This is a genomic window from Syntrophomonas sp. (genome assembly GCF_028707975.1).
In the GTDB taxonomy this organism is placed as follows: Bacteria; Bacillota; Syntrophomonadia; order Syntrophomonadales; family Syntrophomonadaceae; genus Syntrophomonas.
In genome coordinates, this window is the sequence record NZ_JAQVZX010000016.1 from 14,986 (window position 1) to 36,200 (window position 21,215).

General features: G+C 43.7%; 21 protein-coding genes, 1 tRNA gene and 1 pseudogene. 21 read left to right on the forward strand and 2 right to left on the reverse strand.

What is annotated here, in order from left to right; genetic code table 11:
• Positions 1–302: 302 nt before the first annotated feature.
• The 14 genes from polA (at position 303) to PHP87_RS03880 (ending at position 14,921) form a co-directional block, all read left to right on the forward strand.
• On the forward strand, positions 303–2,900 hold the full coding sequence (gene polA, locus PHP87_RS03815) for a DNA polymerase I (RefSeq protein WP_299918625.1): 2,598 nt from the start codon (positions 303–305) through the stop codon (positions 2,898–2,900).
• A gap of 67 nt (positions 2,901–2,967) precedes the next feature.
• A complete protein-coding gene (gene mutM, locus PHP87_RS03820) occupies positions 2,968–3,774 on the forward strand; it encodes a bifunctional DNA-formamidopyrimidine glycosylase/DNA-(apurinic or apyrimidinic site) lyase (RefSeq protein ID WP_299918628.1) in 807 nt (268 codons plus the stop codon).
• 248 nt (positions 3,775–4,022) lie between these two features.
• Positions 4,023–4,658, forward strand: coding sequence for a sporulation membrane protein YtaF (ytaF, locus tag PHP87_RS03825; protein WP_299918630.1), 636 nt, complete (start codon positions 4,023–4,025; stop codon positions 4,656–4,658).
• A gap of 20 nt (positions 4,659–4,678) precedes the next feature.
• Positions 4,679–5,269 carry a dephospho-CoA kinase gene (coaE, locus tag PHP87_RS03830; protein ID WP_299918632.1) on the forward strand — a complete coding sequence of 197 codons (591 nt, stop codon included), beginning with the start codon at positions 4,679–4,681 and terminating at the stop codon, positions 5,267–5,269.
• A gap of 130 nt (positions 5,270–5,399) precedes the next feature.
• Entirely contained in the window at positions 5,400–5,963 is a 564-nt protein-coding gene (locus tag PHP87_RS03835; RefSeq protein ID WP_299918634.1) for a lytic transglycosylase domain-containing protein, read from the forward strand.
• Positions 5,964–6,305: 342 nt separating this feature from the next.
• Positions 6,306–7,913: an ABC transporter substrate-binding protein gene (locus PHP87_RS03840; RefSeq protein ID WP_299918635.1), complete on the forward strand. Its 1,608-nt coding sequence runs from the start codon at positions 6,306–6,308 to the stop codon at positions 7,911–7,913.
• A gap of 152 nt (positions 7,914–8,065) precedes the next feature.
• A tRNA-Leu gene (locus tag PHP87_RS03845) sits at positions 8,066–8,150 on the forward strand.
• A 355-nt stretch (positions 8,151–8,505) separates the two neighbouring features.
• Positions 8,506–10,635 (forward strand): ATP-dependent DNA helicase, encoded by a 2,130-nt coding sequence (locus PHP87_RS03850; RefSeq protein WP_299918637.1) that lies wholly within the window; start codon positions 8,506–8,508, stop codon positions 10,633–10,635.
• A 561-nt stretch (positions 10,636–11,196) separates the two neighbouring features.
• Positions 11,197–11,700, forward strand: coding sequence for a DUF6431 domain-containing protein (locus PHP87_RS03855; protein ID WP_299918638.1), 504 nt, complete (start codon positions 11,197–11,199; stop codon positions 11,698–11,700).
• A 328-nt stretch (positions 11,701–12,028) separates the two neighbouring features.
• Positions 12,029–12,304, forward strand: coding sequence for a hypothetical protein (locus tag PHP87_RS03860; RefSeq protein WP_299918641.1), 276 nt, complete (start codon positions 12,029–12,031; stop codon positions 12,302–12,304).
• 173 nt (positions 12,305–12,477) lie between these two features.
• On the forward strand, positions 12,478–12,861 hold the full coding sequence (locus PHP87_RS03865) for a nucleotidyltransferase family protein (protein WP_299918643.1): 384 nt from the start codon (positions 12,478–12,480) through the stop codon (positions 12,859–12,861).
• Between the two features lie 86 nt (positions 12,862–12,947).
• On the forward strand, positions 12,948–13,205 hold the full coding sequence (locus tag PHP87_RS03870) for an AbrB/MazE/SpoVT family DNA-binding domain-containing protein (RefSeq protein WP_299918645.1): 258 nt from the start codon (positions 12,948–12,950) through the stop codon (positions 13,203–13,205).
• A gap of 5 nt (positions 13,206–13,210) precedes the next feature.
• On the forward strand, positions 13,211–13,585 hold the full coding sequence (locus tag PHP87_RS03875; RefSeq protein ID WP_299918649.1) for a type II toxin-antitoxin system PemK/MazF family toxin: 375 nt from the start codon (positions 13,211–13,213) through the stop codon (positions 13,583–13,585).
• Between the two features lie 172 nt (positions 13,586–13,757).
• Positions 13,758–14,921: a hypothetical protein gene (locus PHP87_RS03880; protein ID WP_299918652.1), complete on the forward strand. Its 1,164-nt coding sequence runs from the start codon at positions 13,758–13,760 to the stop codon at positions 14,919–14,921.
• Positions 14,922–15,406: 485 nt separating this feature from the next.
• Here the strand turns inward: PHP87_RS03880 and glmS are convergent, their stop codons facing one another.
• Entirely contained in the window at positions 15,407–16,516 is a 1,110-nt protein-coding gene (gene glmS / locus PHP87_RS03885; protein WP_299918654.1) for a glutamine--fructose-6-phosphate transaminase (isomerizing), read from the reverse strand.
• A gap of 253 nt (positions 16,517–16,769) precedes the next feature.
• Between glmS and PHP87_RS03890 the strand changes: the two genes are divergently transcribed.
• Positions 16,770–16,928 carry a hypothetical protein gene (locus PHP87_RS03890; RefSeq protein WP_299918656.1) on the forward strand — a complete coding sequence of 53 codons (159 nt, stop codon included), beginning with the start codon at positions 16,770–16,772 and terminating at the stop codon, positions 16,926–16,928.
• Here PHP87_RS03890 and PHP87_RS03895 read toward each other — a convergent pair.
• Positions 16,922–17,383, reverse strand: a complete 462-nt coding sequence (locus PHP87_RS03895) for a DUF4351 domain-containing protein (protein ID WP_366942888.1) — start codon at positions 17,381–17,383, stop codon at positions 16,922–16,924. The genes PHP87_RS03890 and PHP87_RS03895 overlap by 7 nt on opposite strands.
• 160 nt (positions 17,384–17,543) lie before the next feature.
• Between PHP87_RS03895 and PHP87_RS03900 the strand changes: the two are divergent.
• The 6 genes and pseudogenes from PHP87_RS03900 to PHP87_RS03925 all read left to right on the forward strand — a co-directional run.
• Positions 17,544–17,702 (forward strand): annotated as a pseudogene (locus PHP87_RS03900) (secondary thiamine-phosphate synthase enzyme YjbQ); the annotation flags it as partial.
• Positions 17,703–18,490: 788 nt separating this feature from the next.
• Complete coding sequence (locus PHP87_RS03905) at positions 18,491–18,652, forward strand: hypothetical protein (RefSeq protein ID WP_299918658.1); 162 nt, start codon at positions 18,491–18,493, stop codon at positions 18,650–18,652.
• Positions 18,653–18,683: 31 nt separating this feature from the next.
• Positions 18,684–19,073 (forward strand): hypothetical protein, encoded by a 390-nt coding sequence (locus PHP87_RS03910; protein ID WP_299918661.1) that lies wholly within the window; start codon positions 18,684–18,686, stop codon positions 19,071–19,073.
• A gap of 365 nt (positions 19,074–19,438) precedes the next feature.
• On the forward strand, positions 19,439–19,624 hold the full coding sequence (locus PHP87_RS03915) for a DNA-binding protein (protein ID WP_299918672.1): 186 nt from the start codon (positions 19,439–19,441) through the stop codon (positions 19,622–19,624).
• Position 19,625: 1 nt separating this feature from the next.
• Positions 19,626–20,411 (forward strand): AraC family transcriptional regulator, encoded by a 786-nt coding sequence (locus PHP87_RS03920; RefSeq protein ID WP_299918663.1) that lies wholly within the window; start codon positions 19,626–19,628, stop codon positions 20,409–20,411.
• Positions 20,408–21,181 carry a helix-turn-helix domain-containing protein gene (locus PHP87_RS03925; RefSeq protein WP_299918664.1) on the forward strand — a complete coding sequence of 258 codons (774 nt, stop codon included), beginning with the start codon at positions 20,408–20,410 and terminating at the stop codon, positions 21,179–21,181. Before PHP87_RS03920 ends, PHP87_RS03925 begins: the two co-directional genes overlap by 4 nt.
• Positions 21,182–21,215 lie beyond the last annotated feature (34 nt).

Sequence of the window (21,215 nt, forward strand, 5' to 3'; positions counted from 1 at the left end):
CCACTGCAAAAAGTTAATAAATATGCATTAGCATACATAAATATACCGCTTCGCCAACGCTCGTTTTGTATATTTATGCAACCCTTATGCAACAAAAAGGGGTTTTTGCAGCAGAGTCATTAGGTAGAATATAAGGTTTTAGGAAGTATTGGGAATTCCAATACTTTTTTTCTTGGGGGGAAAGAATGTTATTATAAATATAAGGAACGAGCTGTGAAGGGAAAGGGGGTCATAATCCTCCACTCAAGCAGAACCATCGAGGGATGGAAGTTCGGGTAGAATAACGATAAGGATGGGGTATTATGGCCGAAGAGAAATTTATGCTCATAGATGGAAACAGTCTTTTGTACCGGGCTTTCTATGCTCTTCCACTGCTACATAATTCTGCAGGGGTTTACACCAACGGTGTATATGGTTTCCTGACCATGTTCAACCGGGTTTTGGCTGAGCTTCAACCTACGCATATTGCCGTAGCTTTCGATAAAGACCGCAGTACCTTCCGCAACGAACTCTATAGTGAATACAAGGCCAACCGTTCGGCTCCTCCGGATGAACTGGGGGGGCAATTCCAGTTGCTGCGCGATGTTTTGGCCGCCTTGAATGTCGAGTTTCTGGAGATGCAAGGCTATGAAGCCGACGACATTATTGGCACCTTGAGCAAGAAGGCGGAAGCGGAAGGGTTAAACACCGTTATCCTTACCGGTGATGGGGATGTCCTGCAGCTGGTTTCGGATAAGGTTGAGGTTTTGCTGACCAAAAAAGGTATAAGCGAAATGGAATTCTACGATCCCCAGGGGGTCAAAGACAAGTGGGGGGTAGAGCCGGAAAAGATGGTGGAAATAAAGGGCCTCATGGGAGATGCTTCCGACAATATTCCCGGAGTTCCGGGGGTAGGTCCGAAGACTGCGATAAAACTGGTTCGGGAATTTGCGAGCCTGGAGAATCTCTTTGAGAATCTGCCGCAGGTCAAAGGCAAGAAACTCATAGAAAAGCTGGAGCAGAACCGGGAGCAGGCCTTTCTCAGCCGGCAGCTGGCCACCATTAATCGCGAGATGGATCTGGATTTTCAAATTGAGGACTACGCCTTGCGGGAGCCCCATTACCCGGAACTGATGGCTCTCTATCGCAGCCTCGAATTCAATAATTTCCTGAAAGCTTTGCAAGAGAAGGAGAGGGGAATAGCCCCGGTAAGCGAAGGGATTGAAGTGCTGCTCCTGGAAAGAGAAGAAGAAGTGCTTACTTTGCTGGAAGAAATGAAGGAAGGGGAGAGCGTTGCCCTGTATCTCCAGAGCAATTACCATCATCCTATGTGGGCCAGGTTGCAAGGGGTTTTCCTGGAAATCGGCCAGCGAGTTTACCAGCTGAAACTAGAAGTAGAGGAAGACCATAAATTGCAATGGCTAAAAGCTTTGCTGGAGTCGGCAACAATTAAGAAATACCTGCATAATGCCAAATTTCTTCAGGTGTTTTTGTTGAGGCATGGAATCGAGCTCCGCGGAGTTGCGGGGGATACTATGTTGCTAGCCTATGTAGATGATCCGGTTTTTGAAGGTGAAGAACTGGACGCCTGCCTCCAGAAGTACCTGCAGCTCAACATAGCGGAGAATAACCCGGCGGCATTGGTTAGCAGGATAAAAGAACTCTTTTTCAAGCTGGAGGAGCAAGTCCCGGCAGAATTGCGGGAGCTTCTGCAGCAGGTGGAGATGCCCATGTCGGAAGTGCTGGCCCGGATGGAATTTTGCGGGGTGAAAGTGGAACGGAGTACCCTGGCCCGGATTTCCGATGAACTGGCCAGCGGAATAGCTAGTAATGAGGAACGAATTTTCGAGCTGGCAGGAAGCAGTTTTAACATAAACTCACCCAAGCAGTTGGGAAAAGTACTTTTTGAGGATTTAGGTCTTAGAGTAATTAAGAGGGGCAAAACCGGTTATTCCACCGGGGTTGAAGTCCTGGAGAAACTCTACCAAGAGCATGAAATAATACCTTATATCCTTAATTATCGCCAGCTCAGCAAAATAAAATCCACCTATACTGACGCTTTGCAAGAATTGATACACCCGGAAACCGGCCGGATACATACTATATTTAAACAAGCCCAGACCGCAACCGGGCGGTTGTCCAGCGTGGAACCCAACCTGCAAAACATCCCCATTAGAATGGAAGAAGGCCGCCGGATTCGCCAGGCCTTTGTTGCTCCAGGCCCGGAATGGCTGGTTATGGCGGCAGACTATTCCCAGATTGACCTGCGTTCTCTGGCTCATATCAGCGGAGACGAGCGACTGATTGAAACCTTTAAAAGCGGAGTGGACATTCACACGCGGACAGCGGCAGAAATCTTTCATCTACCGGTGGAGTGGGTGGATAGTGAGCTCAGGAGAAGGGCCAAGGCGGTCAACTTCGGGATTATATACGGCATCAGTGATTTTGGCCTGGCCCGGGATACCGGGGTCAGTCGCAAAGAAGCACGCAAATACATCGATAATTATCTTAACAGCTACCCGGGAGTAAAAAAATATATGGAAGATGTGGTGGAGTTTGGGCGCCGCCACGGTTATGTGGAGACTTTACTGAAGCGGCGCCGCTATCTGCCCGAGCTTAATGCCAGGAATAAGATGGTACAGGCCTTTGCCCGCCGTATGGCTCTTAATACCCCGGTGCAGGGAACTTCCGCTGATATAATCAAACTAGCCATGATCAAGGTGGATGAAGAGATTAGGGAGCGTCAGCTTCAGGCCCGCTTGCTTTTGCAGGTTCATGATGAGCTGGTTCTGGAGTTGCCCCGGGCAGAACTGGAAGAAGTAGCCAGGCTCCTGCGGGATTGTATGGAGAACGCCTGCAGCTTGAAGGTGCCTCTGGAAGTATCCCTCAATACCGGTCCCAATTGGTATGAGATGGAGTAGCGGAAGACGGAAGACGGAAGACGGAGGGCGGTTATCGGAGAACGGGTGGAGGGAAAGAGGGGGTATTATGCCGGAATTACCGGAGGTCGAAACGATTAAGAATAACCTGCAGGAAATTCTGCCGCTTAGAATCAAAGAGCTTGAACTCCGGCGTGAGGATATATTGCGTAGCCGGGACTATGCTTTAAAAGAGCTTGCTGGGCAGAGCATAGAAGAAGTGTCTCGCCGGGGCAAGTATCTCATCCTGGCCGTGGACAACGGCCTGTTTCTGGTCTTCCACCTGGGAATGAGCGGCAGGCTGTATATACAAGAGGAAGAACTTACACTTCTGGAACCGCATGTGCATGTGATAATCCATTTGGATAAGCCGTTTAAGCTGCTGTATCAAGATGCCCGCCGTTTCGGGGGCCTATGGCTGCTTAAGGATATTGACAGCTTCTTTTCCCGGCTGGGGAAGGAGCCTTTGAGCGAGGAATTTTCCCCCCGCTACCTGGCCCAGATCTTAAAAGGACGCCAAACTGCCATAAAAAATCTACTTTTGAATCAGAGCCTGATCTCCGGCCTGGGCAACATCTATGCCGATGAAGCCCTGTTTATAGCGGGGATTCGACCCGACCGGAAGGCTGATTCCCTTTCTCTGCGAGAGATTGAAGGCTTGTGCTGCGGCATCAAGGAAGTTTTGGCAAAGAGCATTAAGTATCGCGGCACAACTTTTCGCGACTACCGAGACGGTAGGCGACAACCGGGGGAGTTTCAAAAGCACCTGCAGGTCTATGGCCGTTTTAATCAAGCCTGTCCCACCTGCGGCCAGCCTCTGAAAAGAAGCAGAATCGGCGGCAGGAGCAGTCATTACTGCGATAAATGCCAGCAGTAAACGTGGGCATGGGGACGGTTCTTTTGCCCGCGTTTTTCTTATCACCGTACCCAGAGGGAACAAACACAGGTGATAACGAATCCAGAGGTGCTTGAACGGAATGTATTTCTTTTACTCCTTCCATCCTAAAGCGAATAAATCAAGAGGAGGAGGCTACACCGGGGTAACATATTCATACTTCTATCCATATTGTAGCTATATAAGTATTGCAGCTATATATGCAAGATGCGGGATTGGAGTGGCCTCTGGTGGAGTTTTTTTATATTATTTTGTTTGCCCTGGCGGTGAGCAGTGACGGTTTTTTTGCTGGCATGGCCTACGGATTAAAGAAGATCAAGGTCCCCCTGCTTTCGCTGCTGGTTATAGCTCTGGCCTCAGCTCTGGCCGTCAGCTTTTCCATGTTATGTGGAAAAGGGCTGGCCGCAATATTTCCTCCCGATTTTTCCGGCCGTCTGGGAGCGATAATATTGATGCTAATCGGAGTTTACTTTTTGTTAACTGCCTGTCGGGATAGAATAGAAAGTATAGATGAGATGGGCGAAGGACCCCTTTTTAGCTTGAATATCAAGCCCTTGGGCATAATCGTACATATATTAAAAGAACCAGCCCGCGCTGATTTTGATTTATCCGGTGAGATCAGCACCCGGGAGGCTTTTTTTCTCGGGCTGGCTCTGGCTATGGATGCACTAGGTGCAGGTATCGGAGTGGCCATGGCAGGTTTCAATATTCTATTAACAGCCCTTGCTGTGGGTGTGTTAAAATTTATATTAGTAAATTGCGGGTTACAACTGGGGATTAAGATAAAGGCTGAGCGCTTGCATCTAATCTCCTCATTGATACCCGGCCTTATGCTGATAAGCCTGGGAATCCTCGAAATTACGTAGCAGAACGGAGTTTTAGAAACATGAAAACGATAGGCCTAACAGGTGGTATCGCCAGCGGCAAGAGTGTAGTGGCCAGGGCACTGCAAGAAATGGGAGCAGTGTTGATAAGTGCAGACAAAATAGGTCACCAGGTTATTGAACCGGGTAAAGCTGCGTACCATAATTTGATAGAAGCCTTTGGAAAAGGAATACTGAATCCCGATCGGAGAATCAACCGCAAAAAGTTGGGCGATATAGTGTTTAAAGATCCACAAAAACTACAGTTGCTCAACCAACTAACCCACCCTCCCATTATGCAGGAGATTAAACTAAAGCTGGCCCAAATTCAGCAGGAGCAGCCTGCTGCTATTGTGGTAATGGAAATTCCCCTTCTCTATGAAACCCGTATGGAAAAATTATTTGACCAGGTCTGGGTAGTCTGGGTGGATCGCGATACCCAGATAGAACGGCTTATGGCGCGTGATGCAATTGACCGGAGTGATGCGATAAGGCGTATAGACTCCCAGATGCCCCTGAACGAAAAAGCCCGGCGGGCTGATCTACTTATTGACAATCGTGGCAGTATAGAGGAAACCGTAGCAACAACTACCAGAATTTTCAACAATATTTAAGCCGATCTACAAATAAGATGTATTGGAAACTGTATTTCACCGCTCAAAGGCCGCAAAATATACTTTTCATCGTTGCCTTGTACCCTGGGCACGGGGGTTATAGTGCTTTATGGGAGGAGGAGGGGTATCCTTGACTAAAAGAAAGAAAAAGCGTTTTCCCATTAGCCTATGGGTTTCTATTCTGTTTTTCCTACTAGTGCTTTTGAGCTTTCCTCAATGGATAAGTTATTTCTATCCGCAGCCACAGCGGGATATTGTCTTCGACACTGCTTATGAAAACAAGGTAGATCCCTATCTGGTTTTCGCCATAATCCGCGCGGAAAGCAAATACCAGCCTGCTGCCCGATCACCGGTAGGTGCTCGTGGATTGATGCAGATAATGCCGGAAACAGCTGCTTGGATAGCCGAACAGAAGGGACTTGGTCAATTTGACCCTGAGCAATTGAACGATCCTTCCTTAAATATTAGCTTTGGCTGCTGGTATCTGAACAGCTTGAATCAGGAGTTTGAAGATGAGCTCCCCCTGGTAATTGCCGCCTATAACGCAGGCCGGGGGAAGGTAAAGGAATGGCAGGTACAGGGAATATGGGATGGTGATGCCGAGAAACTTGATAAAATACCATTTGAGGAAACCAGGAATTATGTTAGGAATGTTTTGAAAAACTATGAAGCCTACCGGGCCATTTACCAATGAAGCAGTCAATTAATTGATGCCGATTTGATGCCCCTGGTCTCCATTCTATAGCTATCCCTCACGCCAACGCTTTAGGCTCTAGGCTCAAAACGGAATGAAAAAGTCGCCGTTGGTTCAGGTCTAACGTCTCACTCCAAGGCTGTTTTTGCTATCTCTCCAGGCATAAAGAATGGCGCAAACCCTTTTATACACGATGGCATAGCATGCATCTAAAAAATATTTACCAAAAAGCTCCGGTCAGCCGGAGCTTTTTGGTGCCATAATTAAGTTTATAAAGGAATTTTATCCATTTTGTTTAAATATAATGTCCTAGAAGAGAGTGATAAAGGGAGGGTATTTGCTTTGATTATCCGGTGCAAGAGAATAGTACTGTTTATTATTTTGGGTGCTTTATTCGCAGGTCTGGCTTTCATAATACACTGGCAGCAGGTGGCGGTTTACACGGCCAGCCTGGCCACCCGTCCTTTTAACCTTGGACTGGTGGGTGAAGTCAACAGCATCGAACCGGCCAAGCTGGACAACCATCCGGAGAGGCTGCTGGCTTCCACCATCTATGAAGGCCTGCTCTGTTTTGATGAGCAAAAAGGCGAGATAAAACCTGGTCTGGCCAGGAAGTGGAAGTATTCCAGTGATGGCAAATCGCTTGTCCTTTATCTCCGTGGAGATGTAAAGTTTCATAATGGTAAAAAGCTCAAGGCTGCAGATGTCAAGGCGTCATGGGAAAAGAATCTTGGCAGCATTGCGGATTGGTCCAATGTGAGCCTTTTTCTGCCCATAGCTGGCTGTGCGGAACGATTGCAAGGCAAGAATAAAGACATTTATGGAATTAAGGTCTTAAATGAGCATACTCTGAAAATTACCCTGCTCCAGCCGAACAGGGTATTCATATATACTCTGAACCATCCGGTTTTCTGGGTTTTTGATAGTGAGGATAAGAATGATCCCCGCGCAGGTACGGGCCCCTTTATTTTTCGGGAAAATAAGGAAAACAAAAAATTTTTTCTCATTAAAAATGAAAAATATTACCGGGGTAATCCTCGCCTGGCGGCTATAAATATACAGGTATTCCCCGATGAACAGCAGGCCATGAATGACTACCAAGCGGGGAAGTTGGATTATTTGGATACTGTGCCCCTGGAAGAAATAAAGAAGATAAGAAATGCCAGTGAGTATAAGGGCTTATATATCGAAAAACCTATCCTGGAGACTTATTCCCTGGTTTTTAACCTCAACAAAAAACCCTTTGCGGGTAATTATCACCTGCGCCGCGCCCTTAATTATGCGATTGACCGGAAGAAGATCAATGATGAAGTATTTGGGGGCAGTTCCCTTGCTGCCAAAGGAGCTATCCCCACAGGGATTCCAGGATACAGCGAAGAGATGCAGGGCTACAGCTACAAGCCGGAGAAAGCCAAAGAACTGCTGGAGGAAGCCGGTTACCCGGACGGTCGCGGTCTAAGCCCCTTGCTCTTGACCTATAACAGCGGCGGAGCTCATCAAATGGTAGCGGAAGCCGTTGCCGCCCAGTTGGCCCAGCTAGGCATCACTGTTCAAACCCAGGCCCTGGAATGGAATTATTATCGCAAACAGATGGCCAGTATGAACATGAGCTTCTTTCGCCTGGGTTGGAAGGCCGATTATCCCCATACGGACAGCTTTCTCTATAGCCTGTATCATTCCTCCCAGACGGGAAACAGTAATTTCTCCGGCTATAATAATCCTCAAGTGAATAAGGTTTTGGAGTTATCTCGGGCCGAAACTGATGAGAAAGAAAGAAACACTTTGCTGCATAGGGCGGAGCAAATTGTAGTAGACGATGCCCCTTGCTTATGGCTCTTCCAAAAGAAAGCAGCCAAAATGTTGGGTAAAGATGTGGATTCCCTCACCATTGATGCTATGGAAATGATAGACTGGTACCAGGTAGAACTTTTTAAACCTGAGGTAAACTAGGAGGGAGAGGCAGTGAAAGGGAAGGTCTGATTTGCTTCATGGAGTTACTGCCGGGCAGTTCTGCGGAGCAATTGACTTAAGGCGAATCCTATTGTATAATACCCGTTGTCGGGGAGACTTTTCTTAAAAGAAAAACCCCGGATTAATTAAATGTCGGAGTGGTGGAACGGGCAGACACGTACGTTTGAGGGGCGTATCCTTAACCGGGTGGGGGTTCAAGTCCCCCCTCCGACACCATGCTTATCCAAACTCCCAAGTTGGAGTTTGAAAATAGTATCTAGTCTATTTCCAAGAACAGTGACCTTATGTAAGTATGAGGTCATTATTTCTTTCTGGCTTCCTTTATTGCATTTAGTTTATCAAAAAAACATCTAAGATTACCATGAAGCTGATTTTGAAAGATTTTATTATATACAAATTCCAAAATATAGAATATAAAAACCAATATTTTAGCTCGCTATCTAACATCTATTCACATAAAATCAGGGTTGTCCTTAGCGGATGTCCTGTTTTTGTATTTGATATATTTGGATGAACATACTTTATATTGTTATATAATTAAAATACATTAAAGTGAGAAAAGGGGCATTAAATGAACTGCAAATTTTGTAATTCGCCAACAACGGTGAGTCATGTTAAGACAGCAGATATATATACCTGCCAGAACTCTAGTTGTAATGCCATGTTTGCGGTCCCGGCCAACAATTTCAGCAAACAGCCGATCCGGAGAACCCCGGAGCCAGTGAGAACCTTGAAGAAGTTAAAACAAAACGCTGTGAAACCTGCCAAACCAAAAATCCCACCGGTCTTAACGATGCAGGATTTATTTAAAAAATTAAGCCTCACTTTCACCGATTATAAAACCAGAAACGCGCAGATCGAGCTAGCAGCACATATAGACAATGCTGTTACAAACAAATCAATCTTATTTGCAGAAGCAGGGGTAGGGACAGGCAAAACCTTCGCCTATCTACTACCGCTCATTCAAAAATATTTTCAAAGCTACCCTAATTTTGGCCCGATAATAATCAGCACACGGACCAAGAACCTTCAGGAGCAGTTGGCTCTGGAAGACATTCCAACCATTACGGAATTCTATAAACCCATTTACAAGAAAGTGCCTGACGTAATACTTTCCAAGGGTAGGCGTAATTATGCCTGCTGGTCAGCCATAGATAGGCTTAAAAACACTAAACAGATAAATAATTCCGAACATAAGAATTTGTCATACTGGTACAAGGGATCACAATGGGGGGATTTGGAGGAAGCTAAAGCACCTAATCTTGCATCGGCCGTTCTCAACAAGGTTTCAGCTGACAACTGCCAAGCCTTTTGCAGTATTGACTGTAAATACCGGAACATGAAAGACCACAGAAAGATAACGCAGGGAATTATAGTTACCAATCACAATCAACTTATAAGCCACTTAAAGATGATTACCGATAGTGAAGACCGTAGATTGTGGTTCAACCCCACCTGTTTAGTGATTGATGAAGCGCATACGTTTGAGGAGATAGTCCGGGATGAGTTATCGAACCGAATGGATTTTAGACATCTGTTCGGACTGCTCACCAGAGTTTATTCAAAATATAACCATATAAAAGATGCTCTTACCGGCAAAAAAGTTTTGCAGGATATAGAAGCGGAGATATATTCCCAGATCTCTGCAGAAGAGAGCATCCGGCAGAAGATAGCAATCACTAAAGACCTGTCTGACAACATCGGTTTCCTTGCTGACTTGCTGGGCAAAGCAGCATTCTCCGTTGACCTGGTTAACTCCCAAAAGAAGAATTCCTCCGATGCCGACGATAAACTATTCAGCTCGGTGGAGGAAGCCAATAAATCGGTTACTGATTTCCACAAGCATCTGGATGACCCCAATTCGATTCTATGGATCGAGAAAGAAAAAGGCATAGTTTTGATTCAGGCACCATTTGATATCGGCCCGTTTCTGGCGAAAGCCTTATGGCAGCACCTGCCATTCCATCCGGTCATCCTGACCTCAGCCACCCTGAGTGTTGAGGCTGAATTTAATGGAGTCGCTAGGAGGCTCGGTATTAAAGACCGCAAGATAATGGAGTGCAGTTATCCGTCTCCTTTTGATTATAAGAAGAATCTGAAGATATTTATCCCTAAAGATATGCCCCATCCCTCCCCGGCAACTGATGGCGAAGAAGTAGATGAGTTTACAAAGGTCGTAGCCGTTCGGATCAAGGAGCTTATTACTAGATCCAGAGGCAGGGCACTGATACTGTTCACCAGCCACCGAAGGATGGAATACGCATATGAATATATCCACGCCCAGAAACTGCCATATACCTTATTAAAGCAGGGTAATGCCGGTCCGAATGAGATATTACGACAATTCAAAAAAGATACCTCATCAGTATTGTTCGCAACCGGAGCCTTCTGGGAGGGAACGGACGTTTCAGGCGAGGCCCTTTCATTATTAATTATCGATAAACTGCCGTTTCCATCACCATTTGATCCGATAGTTGCCCGGATGGTAGAGAATGCCATACAAGAGGAATCAGACCCCCTTCAAACGGTTATCGTGCCGGAGATGCTGACCGTATTGAAGCAGGGTAGCGGGAGACTGATAAGGAGGGAGACCGACACCGGCATGATAGCCCTGTTGGACAGCAGAGCATGGAATCCCAATTACCACGAAGCGGTAGTGAAAGCTATGCCACCCGGGTTATGGATAGATAAATTAGGGTAATTTACAAGCACGGACGGAGCTTCCTTCGATAAATTTTATATCTAATATTATATGGTCGGTAATTTATAGATGATTGGAAGTTATTTCGAACAAACTTTATTATTAAAAATTATCACTACGCTTCGCAACCTGCCCAGAAACTCAGGTAGCTTAGATTATACGGAACGAACTGTCCTGTTTCGCCAAAATACGGAGTGGCTCCCGCCTCGCGCGCCAGTGGCTCTTAAATTCGTGCGCTGATGGCACCGTCAACACCGCTAGGATGGCTCTTAAAAAACGTGTTTTGCACCTTTCCCAGTATACACTGTTAATCCGCAAATTGATGGCTCCCGAAGGGGGCCTTTTTTAGCGGATTAAACAATCAGCCAACAAAATGAATGCTAAAGCAAAGTACCAATAATCCTCATTTTGTTTTAGCATTAAAATGATATAGAATTTGTTGTGGGAGTGATAATCTTGCAGCAGATTTTTTTAACAGCGATTAGTCCAGCAGAGTATGTGCGGCAAGGTGTGAATTTTAAATTTCCTGTTCCTGATGCTTGCCCTAACCCAGAATGTTTAATGCCAATACCCCCGAAAAAGCACGGTTTCTACGAGAGGAACTGTCTTGATGTCACCTATCGTGGCCGAATACTGATTAGACGCTATTATTGCCCCTTTTGCGGTAGAACTATTTCCTACTTACCTTCCTTTTGTTTACCCTACTACCAGTATTCCCTGGCCGTGATTTATATGATTATTGTTAATCATATTGAATCCAGTATGTCCTATACCCGGGTTATTCGGCACTTAAGAGAGCATTACCCCAAGCTACACCTGGGTCTGCAGCATGTCCAGTTCTATATATTGAGATTCCTAATGAATTTACACTCTATACAGATTGGATTAAGACAGTTTCTACCGGACTTGGCCCTTCCAGATTTCGGTTTAGACATAAAAAAGGGAGCAAAAAAGATACTGCACATTGTCAATGACGGATTTAGTACGATCCAGACCTTCTCGCAAAGGTTTTTTGAACAATGTAAGCGCTCTTTTCTATCTCCCTTGCACAATAGTTTAGCATGAGAACGGAGTGATGTGTAAACAAATTACCTAAAAAGCTTAGCAACAGAACTTTTTCCTATATCCATACCGCAGCAGATGTTAACATGAAAATGTGTCTATTGTGGACCAGTCATTAATCCAGGGGATCAAGAAGGGCTGGAAAAACTTGCGCAATATATTATTAGAGCTCCCCTCTCACAGGAAAGACTGCTCTATATACCCGCATCCGAAGTGCCTGACGGTATTGCCAGAGTAATCTATAGAGGCAAAAATAGCGGCGTTCGGGAAAGCTTTATGGCCCTTGGTCGCTCCTTGCCATCCATGGCACCGCTGCACTAGCCCCTCAAGAATGGTATATTCCAGATGGCAACTTGAAAATTCCTCTTTAAAAACCGGCGTGGTCGCCGCAACAAGCTTGTGGCCACAGAACAGCGAAATAATTGAGAGCTTGGCCTGGTCACCGGATGGGCAAAGCCTGGCCATTTCTCTGCCCAGAAATGAAAAACAGCCTCTGCGAATTGACCAGATCACATTAAAAGGAGATCATACCAATCTACTGACCCTAGGTGAAGCTGGTAAAATGGAAAACGAAATCTATAAGCCTGGCTCAGCTCTTGCTAGCTGATACAATTTATGCCCAAGCTAAGAATTAATCCTCTGGCAAGATAAGGTTTGCTGGAAGTTTGGTGGTTTGGAATCTTAGCTTGAGCGGCTATTTTATTTTGCAACGATTGAGATTACGGGATGCCTGTGGTATAATTTTACAAAAGGGAAATGTAGATTAGGCAGGGATTAAAAATGAATGTAAAAAGCGAAGAATTAGCAAAATATTATAAACAAAAATATCCTTTGACTTTTACAAAAGGTGCTTCTAGGAAAGAACCAATTTTAGCTGAGCGCTATGAAGCTGCTTGGAAAATTGCTAAAAAAGCCGCAACAGTTTTAAAAAACAATTATGGCGCAAGAAGAGTAGTGGTATTTGGTTCTTTAACTGATCGCTCTGCATTTACACGTTGGTCTGATATAGATTTAGCTGTATGGGGCGTACCGGATAATAGGTTTTATGCAGCGGTGGGGGCGGTAACAGGCTTAACTACAGAATTTAAGGTAGATTTAGTTGATGCTATGGATTGTCGAGAATCTCTGCGTAAAGCTATCGAAATTGAGGGTATTGAGATATGAATAAAAAGTTTCTTACTTTAGCTGGTAGAATTCGTGAGTCCCCATGACACCCTGTAAGAGGTAATTTTCTAAAAGAGGTGATTTGTATGAAAATTAATTTAGCCAAATGGGGAAATAGTGCAGCTATTCGCATACCAAAGATAATATTAGAAGAATTAAATATTGATAGTAACAATTTTGAAAACATAAGTTTCGATATTGATATAGAAGGGGAAAAGTTAACACTAAGGAAGAAACAAGAAAAAACAAAATTTGAGCTTTTAGCTGAACAATCTAAAGGAGAAAAATTAAATCCAAAAATAGACATTGACTGGGGTAATCCTATTGGGAAAGAAGTTTGGTAAAAACTATGATTAAATTAGATAAAAATAATTTCAATAATTTAGAGTTTGGAGATATAATAAAAATCAATTTTTCACCATCTAAGGGACATGAACAAAGAGGTTATAGACCTGGACTTGTAATATCAGATCCTGTTAAACAAAAAGAATTAAATGGTATAGTAACAGTAATTCCAATAACAAATTCAATTAGCACTTTTTTTACTAGAGTTAATTTAGATAAATATAATATTCAAACTAAAGGTGATATTTTGATGGATCAAATTAAAGTACTCGATTTAAGTGAAAGACAGTATGATTTTATAGAAAAGGCACCTAAAGAAGTATTGAATAAGTGTAATATTATTTTTAATGCTATTTATGAAAAAATGTTAAATTCTTAATTTTATCATTTTACGAAATTTTTACCTTTCACACTTCAAATCCTTAAAGTAGGAATGTTGTAAAATTAGCAGTTGTATTTTAAGTAAATAAGGATACGAGGAGGCAGAAGATAATAAATTTCTACTTCATCTTCAGGAGGCGGAAGATGCTGATGATATTCCTTGTGTTCTGGTGGATTTTGATTCTTCATGGGACGGGTACTGGAATTTTAAAGAACCAATAGATGTCCTAATGAAAATCCACCGCGATTTGGGAGATAAAGGGTTTGATTTTTTCATTTTTGATTATGCAATAATATTTTATTTTAAGAAATTTCGACACCTTGATAAAAATACTATTAAATCTTTATTTGCGAATACAAACATTGATCGTGTTTTTGGCATTATTGATATAGTGTTTGAGTTTCTCGGCATACCTGCAAAAGGCATCATAAAACAGATTGGTAAGGTGGTCGGACCTGCATGGGGGGAATACATTAAAAAGAGAAAAATTAATGATAAAGTTATTAAGGACATACAAAAATTTGGAGAAAACGAACTACTTGGTTATCTACCTGAATACCTGGCTCGGGATATAAATGCCTCAATGAGCAAGGTTAAAACACCTCAGAGACTGGTGATGTTCTTTGATACTTATGAAGCCCTTTGGGGTTTCGAAGGGAAAATAACATCTAATCATAATTATGAAATGATTGATATATGGCTGCGTAGATTCCTTACTAACCTTGAGCTAAAAAATGGAATAGTCGTAGTGGTTGCGGGACGCGAACCACCTAACTGGAGTAATGTTAACGACTATTGGGAAATACCGGAAGAATATATAGATCTATATGCAGTTGATTTCTTGAGTAGTGGCGATGCGCTAACATATCTTGAAAAAGCGGGAATAGAGGATGGAGAACGTCGGGAAGCAATAGTATCAAATATTGAAGAACACGGATTGGTTCATCCTTTTTTACTGGGCCTTTGTGCTGATGCGGAATTAGCAAAGATTAGGCGAGGGATAGCGTTTGATTCAAATGATTATCCCTTCGAAAAGAGGAGCCAAAAGATACTAACCCAGGCAATACATAGATTTTTAAGATATACCGATCAAGATACGAGCATGGCATTTAAAGCCTTAAGTGCCTTTCGAACATTTGATGAATCACTTTATCATTTACTGGGAGAAAAACTAAACTTTTCGCATACGGCTACGAGTTTTCGTACTATCAGTGGATACTCTTTCGTAAAAGAATATACCCATTCAGGTGAAAAGGGATTGGCCACTGCAGGTTTATGTCTGCCTACGGTTTTTTGTTTATTCCAATCTTGCATTAACACCACCTCAGCTTAAGTATAATGCAAATCCGATTTGTCTTCAAAAGGCCGCCTCCAGACCCGGAAATACCAAACACAGGACAGGCATAAACGGAAAAAACTTCCAGCATAGCCTCCGTGGCCGCACGCTCCTTCTCTGGGAGACTCTCTATCGTCTTTGAAGAATCTATCATGGGGATTGTGGATTTTCATTTCATCACCTGCCTTCCTGTAAATATTATACTATAAAGGTCAGGTGGCGCGACTGTTATTCTTAATATACAAAGCGAGCGTTGGTGAAGTATGGATGTGCATATTATTTATGCGAACAAAATAAAAAGCACACCCGGAAGGGTGTGCTTTTTAGCACGGTTTCAACCTTATTCTACTATCCTACCGTCCTGCCATTTTATTCACAATGAAGATTGCCAGAGCAAAACTACCATACTACAATAATTTTTATATACCAACAACTATAGTTTGCCTCGAGAGGGAGAATAAGCATTGATATAGACCCGCCCCTTATTCCACCGTAACCGCTTTGGTAAGATGACGGGGATTATCCACCTCGGTACCACGGAAGATAGCCATATAGTAAGCGAATAGCTGTAAAGGAATCACCGCCACCAAGGGGGCTAGCAAGGGATTAGTGTCAGGAATGACAATTCTGTTTTCATACTCCTGGCAATGTTCCTGCAAACTCTCCTTGCAAACAACAATAATTGTAGCTCCCCGGGATTTTATTTCATTGATATTGGGCAGAGTCTTTTCAAGCAGAGCATCCTGGCTAAGCAGAGCCATTACCAGAACATCTCCATTGAGCAAAGCAATGGGACCATGCTTTAGTTCTCCGGCAGCATAAGCTTCAGCGTGTACATAAGAGGTTTCTTTAAGCTTCAAGGCCCCTTCCATAGCAACTGGATAATCGTAGCCCCGGCCCAGGAAAAAAGCATTATTGGCATGGTAGTAATGACTGGCTATTTCCTTTATGCGGGGTTGTTGGGTCAGGGCTTTTTCTACATACTGGTCAATTGTGGCAATGGCATTAATACAGGCCATAAGCTCTTCTGGCGGCAGCGCATTTTTTTCCTGGGCAAAATATAAAGCTAGCAGGTATAGAACCAGTAACTGAGTCAAATAAACTTTGGTTGAGGCTATGGAGATTTCTGGTCCTGCCTGAGTGTAAATAACCATATCGGCTAAACGAGCTATGGTACTATCAGGGACATTTACTATGGCCAGAATAGGAATTCCCGCTTTTCTTGCCTTGTAGAGGGCCGCCAGGGTATCGGCGGTTTCGCCGGACTGGCTAATAACTATAAGCAGGTCACCTGCCTGCCATAATGCCGTGCGATAAGCAAATTCAGAAGCCAGGTCGATTTCCACCGGAATGCCGGCCAGTTCTTCAATAGCTTTGCGGCCTACCAGCCCGGCATGATAAGCGGTGCCACATCCGGCAATAAATATTTTGTTAATAGCCTGGACTTCAAGTTTAAGCTCACTAAAAACGATTTTATTATCCCTTATTTTACCTCTTAAAGTTTGTCGTAATGCTTCCGGCCCATCGAAAATCTCTTTAAGCATGAAGTGTTCAAAATCGCCCTTATCCTCGCTTGTTAGACTCCCTACCACAAGATACCCCTCCTTAATTTATTGAGCTGTTCATCTCCCTGTAATTAGCCATGGATCAATGGAGTTACAATAGTTATATTCTACATAAACTCAGCGATTGTAGCTATAAAAAATATTGAATTTTTTATAAAATACTTTATACAATATGCAATTATGTTCAGGTTTTCAAATGACCGGCTTTTTGCTAAACTGGTAGAGTTAGGAAGCAATTTCTAACTGGCATCATCTTAAGAAAATGAGAGGAGGGCTGCATATGCTGCATCAGCTTAAGCTAGCTACAGGGCAGCACGAGCAAATGATTGATATAACTGCTCAGGTTCAGAATGTGATCGAGCAAGAAGGAGTAAGGGAAGGGATGGTACTGTCCGGGGACTGCCCCCGGACTTATTTACGGAGTTATTGTGGTTACTGAAGATACCTTTTTACCTCTTCCAGGCTTTCGTAATCCAAAATGCCATCAATCATAACATCCAAAGTGGGGGGGTCTAATTTTGATATCCCCGCCTTAAATTCCTCTGGTAACAATCCGAATTTTTTAGTCAGTAACTTTATCGCAGTTCTGGCAAGAGCTTTTGCTTCTCCTGTTTCCATTCCTTCTTCTCTTCCTGCTTCTTTTCCTTCTTCTCTGAATATTTCCGCTAAAGTCATCACCGCTTCACTCCCTTCCGGATAGGTAGTCTCAATTTTCTTAACCACTTCATTGAAATCCGCCCTGGTCAAATCGGTTCTGGCGCTGAATATATACCTCATCAGGGTTTCAAAGTATTCTATTCCTGTCTGTTTATCATCTAATTCCAGCAGATAGCTTACTGCTCTAAAGACGGAACCCAGCAAGCCGTTGTTGTCTTTCGTGAATATATCTCTCATTATAGTCGTTGCTATTCTATTTATTGCTTCACCTTTTATCTCATCATCGGTATAGCGTGAAAGGTCATAAAATAAATATTCATAATTCCTGTAAATATTATACTATAAAGGTCAGGTGACGCGACTGTTATTCATAATAAGTTTTTGCTAATGCCGTAGTGATTCCGCAGCCCATTTGAAAGCCAGCACCATAGATATATCGCAAATTATACCGGTAACTGCTGGCCGCTTGTTGCTGGGAACCTGGCAGGGAATCTATTTCTGCGAATTTGATGGTCCGCGGCAACGCTCTTATTATGTTAAAGTATCTGTCATCTAAACCCATCTAAGCATTTTGTACCCGCAGGCACAAGCATCGTTGAAAAATGGGTGCATCATATAACAAGATTTATATTTTTATGCAGCATTCTTAAACGGGAGCTCCCCAGCAGTTACTCCGATTACTCCAATTACTCCAGTTACCCCGATTAGTCCGGTAGGTAGCACCTTTAGATACATCGCTATTGGTGATGAGCTTTATGAATTGATCAATACTCCTGTAAGTATTAAAATTGGTTTTACCAGTATAACAGTTAATAATCTTTCTATAAGTCATTGACAATGACCGTTGGGTACAGTATCACCGAAAAGGATGTCGAAGCCATCGCTTTTTATGGTGGAAGCTCAATGCAAAAAGAATGGGGTTGGCATACGGTACATTTCTTTGATATAAGAACGGCAGATGGAATTCAATAAGTTTAATAATCTTAAACCCGGTGGTTTTTTCTGAAATAATGTATATAATATAAATGAGAGGTTCTCAAGCGGTCACTTGAAAACCTCCCAGGCCATCGGGAAGAGTATTACAATTCCTGGGGCGAATATGTTATAGAGGTTCTATTCGGAAAGGCTGATGCGGATCATCAGTCTTTCTTCGTTACTGCGATAATCGAGACGATTAAAGAGAGAAGCAGCAGTATTTCTACTGTGTTCAATCCTATCACCCCCTCTCCCAGTATTACACCAGGAATCGAGGGTCTTCACCAACAACCAATATAATTCTAACATAACGGCTTATCAAAACAGATAGGCTGTTATTTTTATGAAAATTTAAAAGGAGGTCTTACAATGCGTAAAAAAAGTATTTTGGTTATTATAATGGCGTTACTTGTATGTATGGTACAACCAGCTTTTGCCGATACGCAACCGATATTTGAGCCAGTTCCAGCCGATCAGATAAAATATCTTAGTACGAATTCTGGTTGGGATAAAATGATAGCCACAGGCTGAAGGCTTTTCAGGACACTGGGCAGGGATTGCGATGGTAACCAACACCACTGACCCCGATTTATCAAATAACCAAGCCAGAATTAGGCTAACATGGAATGAGCTGCCGAAGTTTAAAGCCGCCCTCGAAACCGCTTGCTGTGCGGATATCGATCAGGCGCTTAACCTGACCCAAAACCTCGACTGCTATGATTTTTATCTGGAGCTGTCCTCCGTGGAGGACTACGCGATGCAGAAATTCCTGGACCGCTATCAGATTCCCAAGGATGCTCCGGAACTCAAGCTCATTCACTTCTCCCGTCTGGACTTCAAGCTGATGCAGGAAACCAATCTCTATACAACAGCCTATGGCATCATCCGTCGCAACGACCGGGAGATGGAGCTGGAGTACACGCAGCCCGAAGCCGGTCAAAGGATGGTGTGACCCCTGACAATTCAAAATAACCGAGAGGCGCTATCTGAAAAAAGGCGATAATTCCGCGTCCTTTTTTCTGGCGTATATGATAAGATGAGCGGCAGGTTCAAGCAGCGCCACCTCGCCGTTTTAAATTGCGATGACCAGAATGACTTACATCAGTAAGGGAAGCTGAGGAAAAAAGGACATCACAAGCCGGACAGTACCGCTACGCAACTGACCGTATCAATGACGCGCAGAAAATCGGCAATATTGCGGGTTGTGCTTAAAAGTGTTCAGAGCGTTCAGGCATTTCCGGCCTCAGTATATTTCTAAACATGGAAATATACTGAAATCTGTAGTACAATAAAAAAAACAATATGGGGGATACCATGCTGAATTATATGACTGTGAAAGAAGCAGGAGAAAAATGGGGTATCGGAAGCCGGATGGTAACACTGTACTGTGCAGATGGACGGATTGAGGGGGCAGAGAAAATGGGCAATATGTGGCTGCTCCCTAAGGACGCGGAAAAGCCTGAAGATGGCAGGTATAAAAAGGGACTAAAAGATGGGAAGTAGTATGAAAGACATGCAAAACAATATTATAGAGTCCTTCCAATCGCTCTTTGGAAAGGAAGATTTGCTTGCCAAAGTGATCGAGTGCTTCCCCTACCCGATTCAGATTTACGCTCCGGACGGAACCACGGTGCTGGTAAATAAGGCTATGCTGGCTGAATATCATACTATCAGCCCGGACATGGTTGTCGGGAAGTACAATATATTCAAAGATCCTTACATTGTCGCCTCGGGCCAGCTCCCAGTGGTAAAGCGGGCTTTTCAGGGAGAAACGGTCTTTTTCCCGGATGTCAAAGTGCCTTTGGAAGATATTGCGGAGCGGTATGGCATAAAGGATTTCGATGTGGAGGCCGTATATCAGGATATTACGGTTTTCCCTATTCTGGATGACGAAAAACGGGTGATCTATGTCGCGGCATTTTTGATCAACAGGAGGGTTTATCGCGGCAAGGATGAAATTGAAAAGGCAAAAGAATACATAGAAACCCACTGGCTGGAAAGGTTTGACTTGAACGAAACGGCAAAGGCGGCCTGCCTCAGCAAAGCCCATTTCACAAAGCTGTTCAAGAAGCATACCGGCGTAACCCCTCATGAGTATTATACCAATTATAAAATCAGCAAAGTGAAGGAGAAGCTGCTGGATGCCAACCTTACCATCGTCCAGGCTTTTGACGCCTGCAATATGGACTATAGCGGCCATTCCGCCCGAGTGTTTAAAGACAAAACCGGTGTTTCCCCTTCCGCTTACCGGAAATTGTCAAGTCAAAAAGAAGCGGAGGATAATCCATGAAAGATCAGGTTGATGATGCGCAAAGGAGCTTGGCAAAATCCTTCCAGTCCCTTTTTAAGGAACAGGAACTGCTTGCGAAAGTAATCGAGTTCTTCCCCTATCCGATTCAGATTTTTTCCCTTGACGGGACGGCGAGGATGATTAACAAAGCGACGCTGGAGATGATAGGCATAAAAAGCGTGGAATCCCATGTGGGCAGATACAATGTTTTTGAGGACCCCATCGTGCGTGATCTTGGCGTTATGGACCGGGTCAGGCAGGTATTGACGGGCAAAACCATATATCTCACCGATTTCAATGCGCCCTATCAGGACATGATTCGTTATTTTAATGTGGAAGACAGGGATATACAAACTATAAGCTCAGACATTACATGTTTTCCTTTGGTAAACGCTGATGGTGTGATAGAATGCTTTGCCGCTGTTTTTATCTTTAAAAAAATATACCGGGGGAAAGAAGAAATTGCCCTGGCCAAAGAATACATAGAAACCCATTGGCAGGAGCCTTTTGACCTAAGCGAAACAGCAAAGGCGGCATGCCTCAGCAAAGCTCATTTCGCAAAGCTGTTCAAGAAGCATACCGGTGTAACGCCTCATGAGTATTATACTAATTATAAAATCAGTAAATTGAAGGAGAAGCTGCTGGATACCAACCTTTCCATCGCCCAAGCCTTTGCTGCCTGCAACATGGACTATAACGGCCATTCCGCCCGAGTATTTAAAAATAAAACCGGACTTTCCCCTTCTGCTTACCGGAAAAAGTCAGAATAAAAAATTGCCATAAAAAGTAATAAGAGAAAGCCAG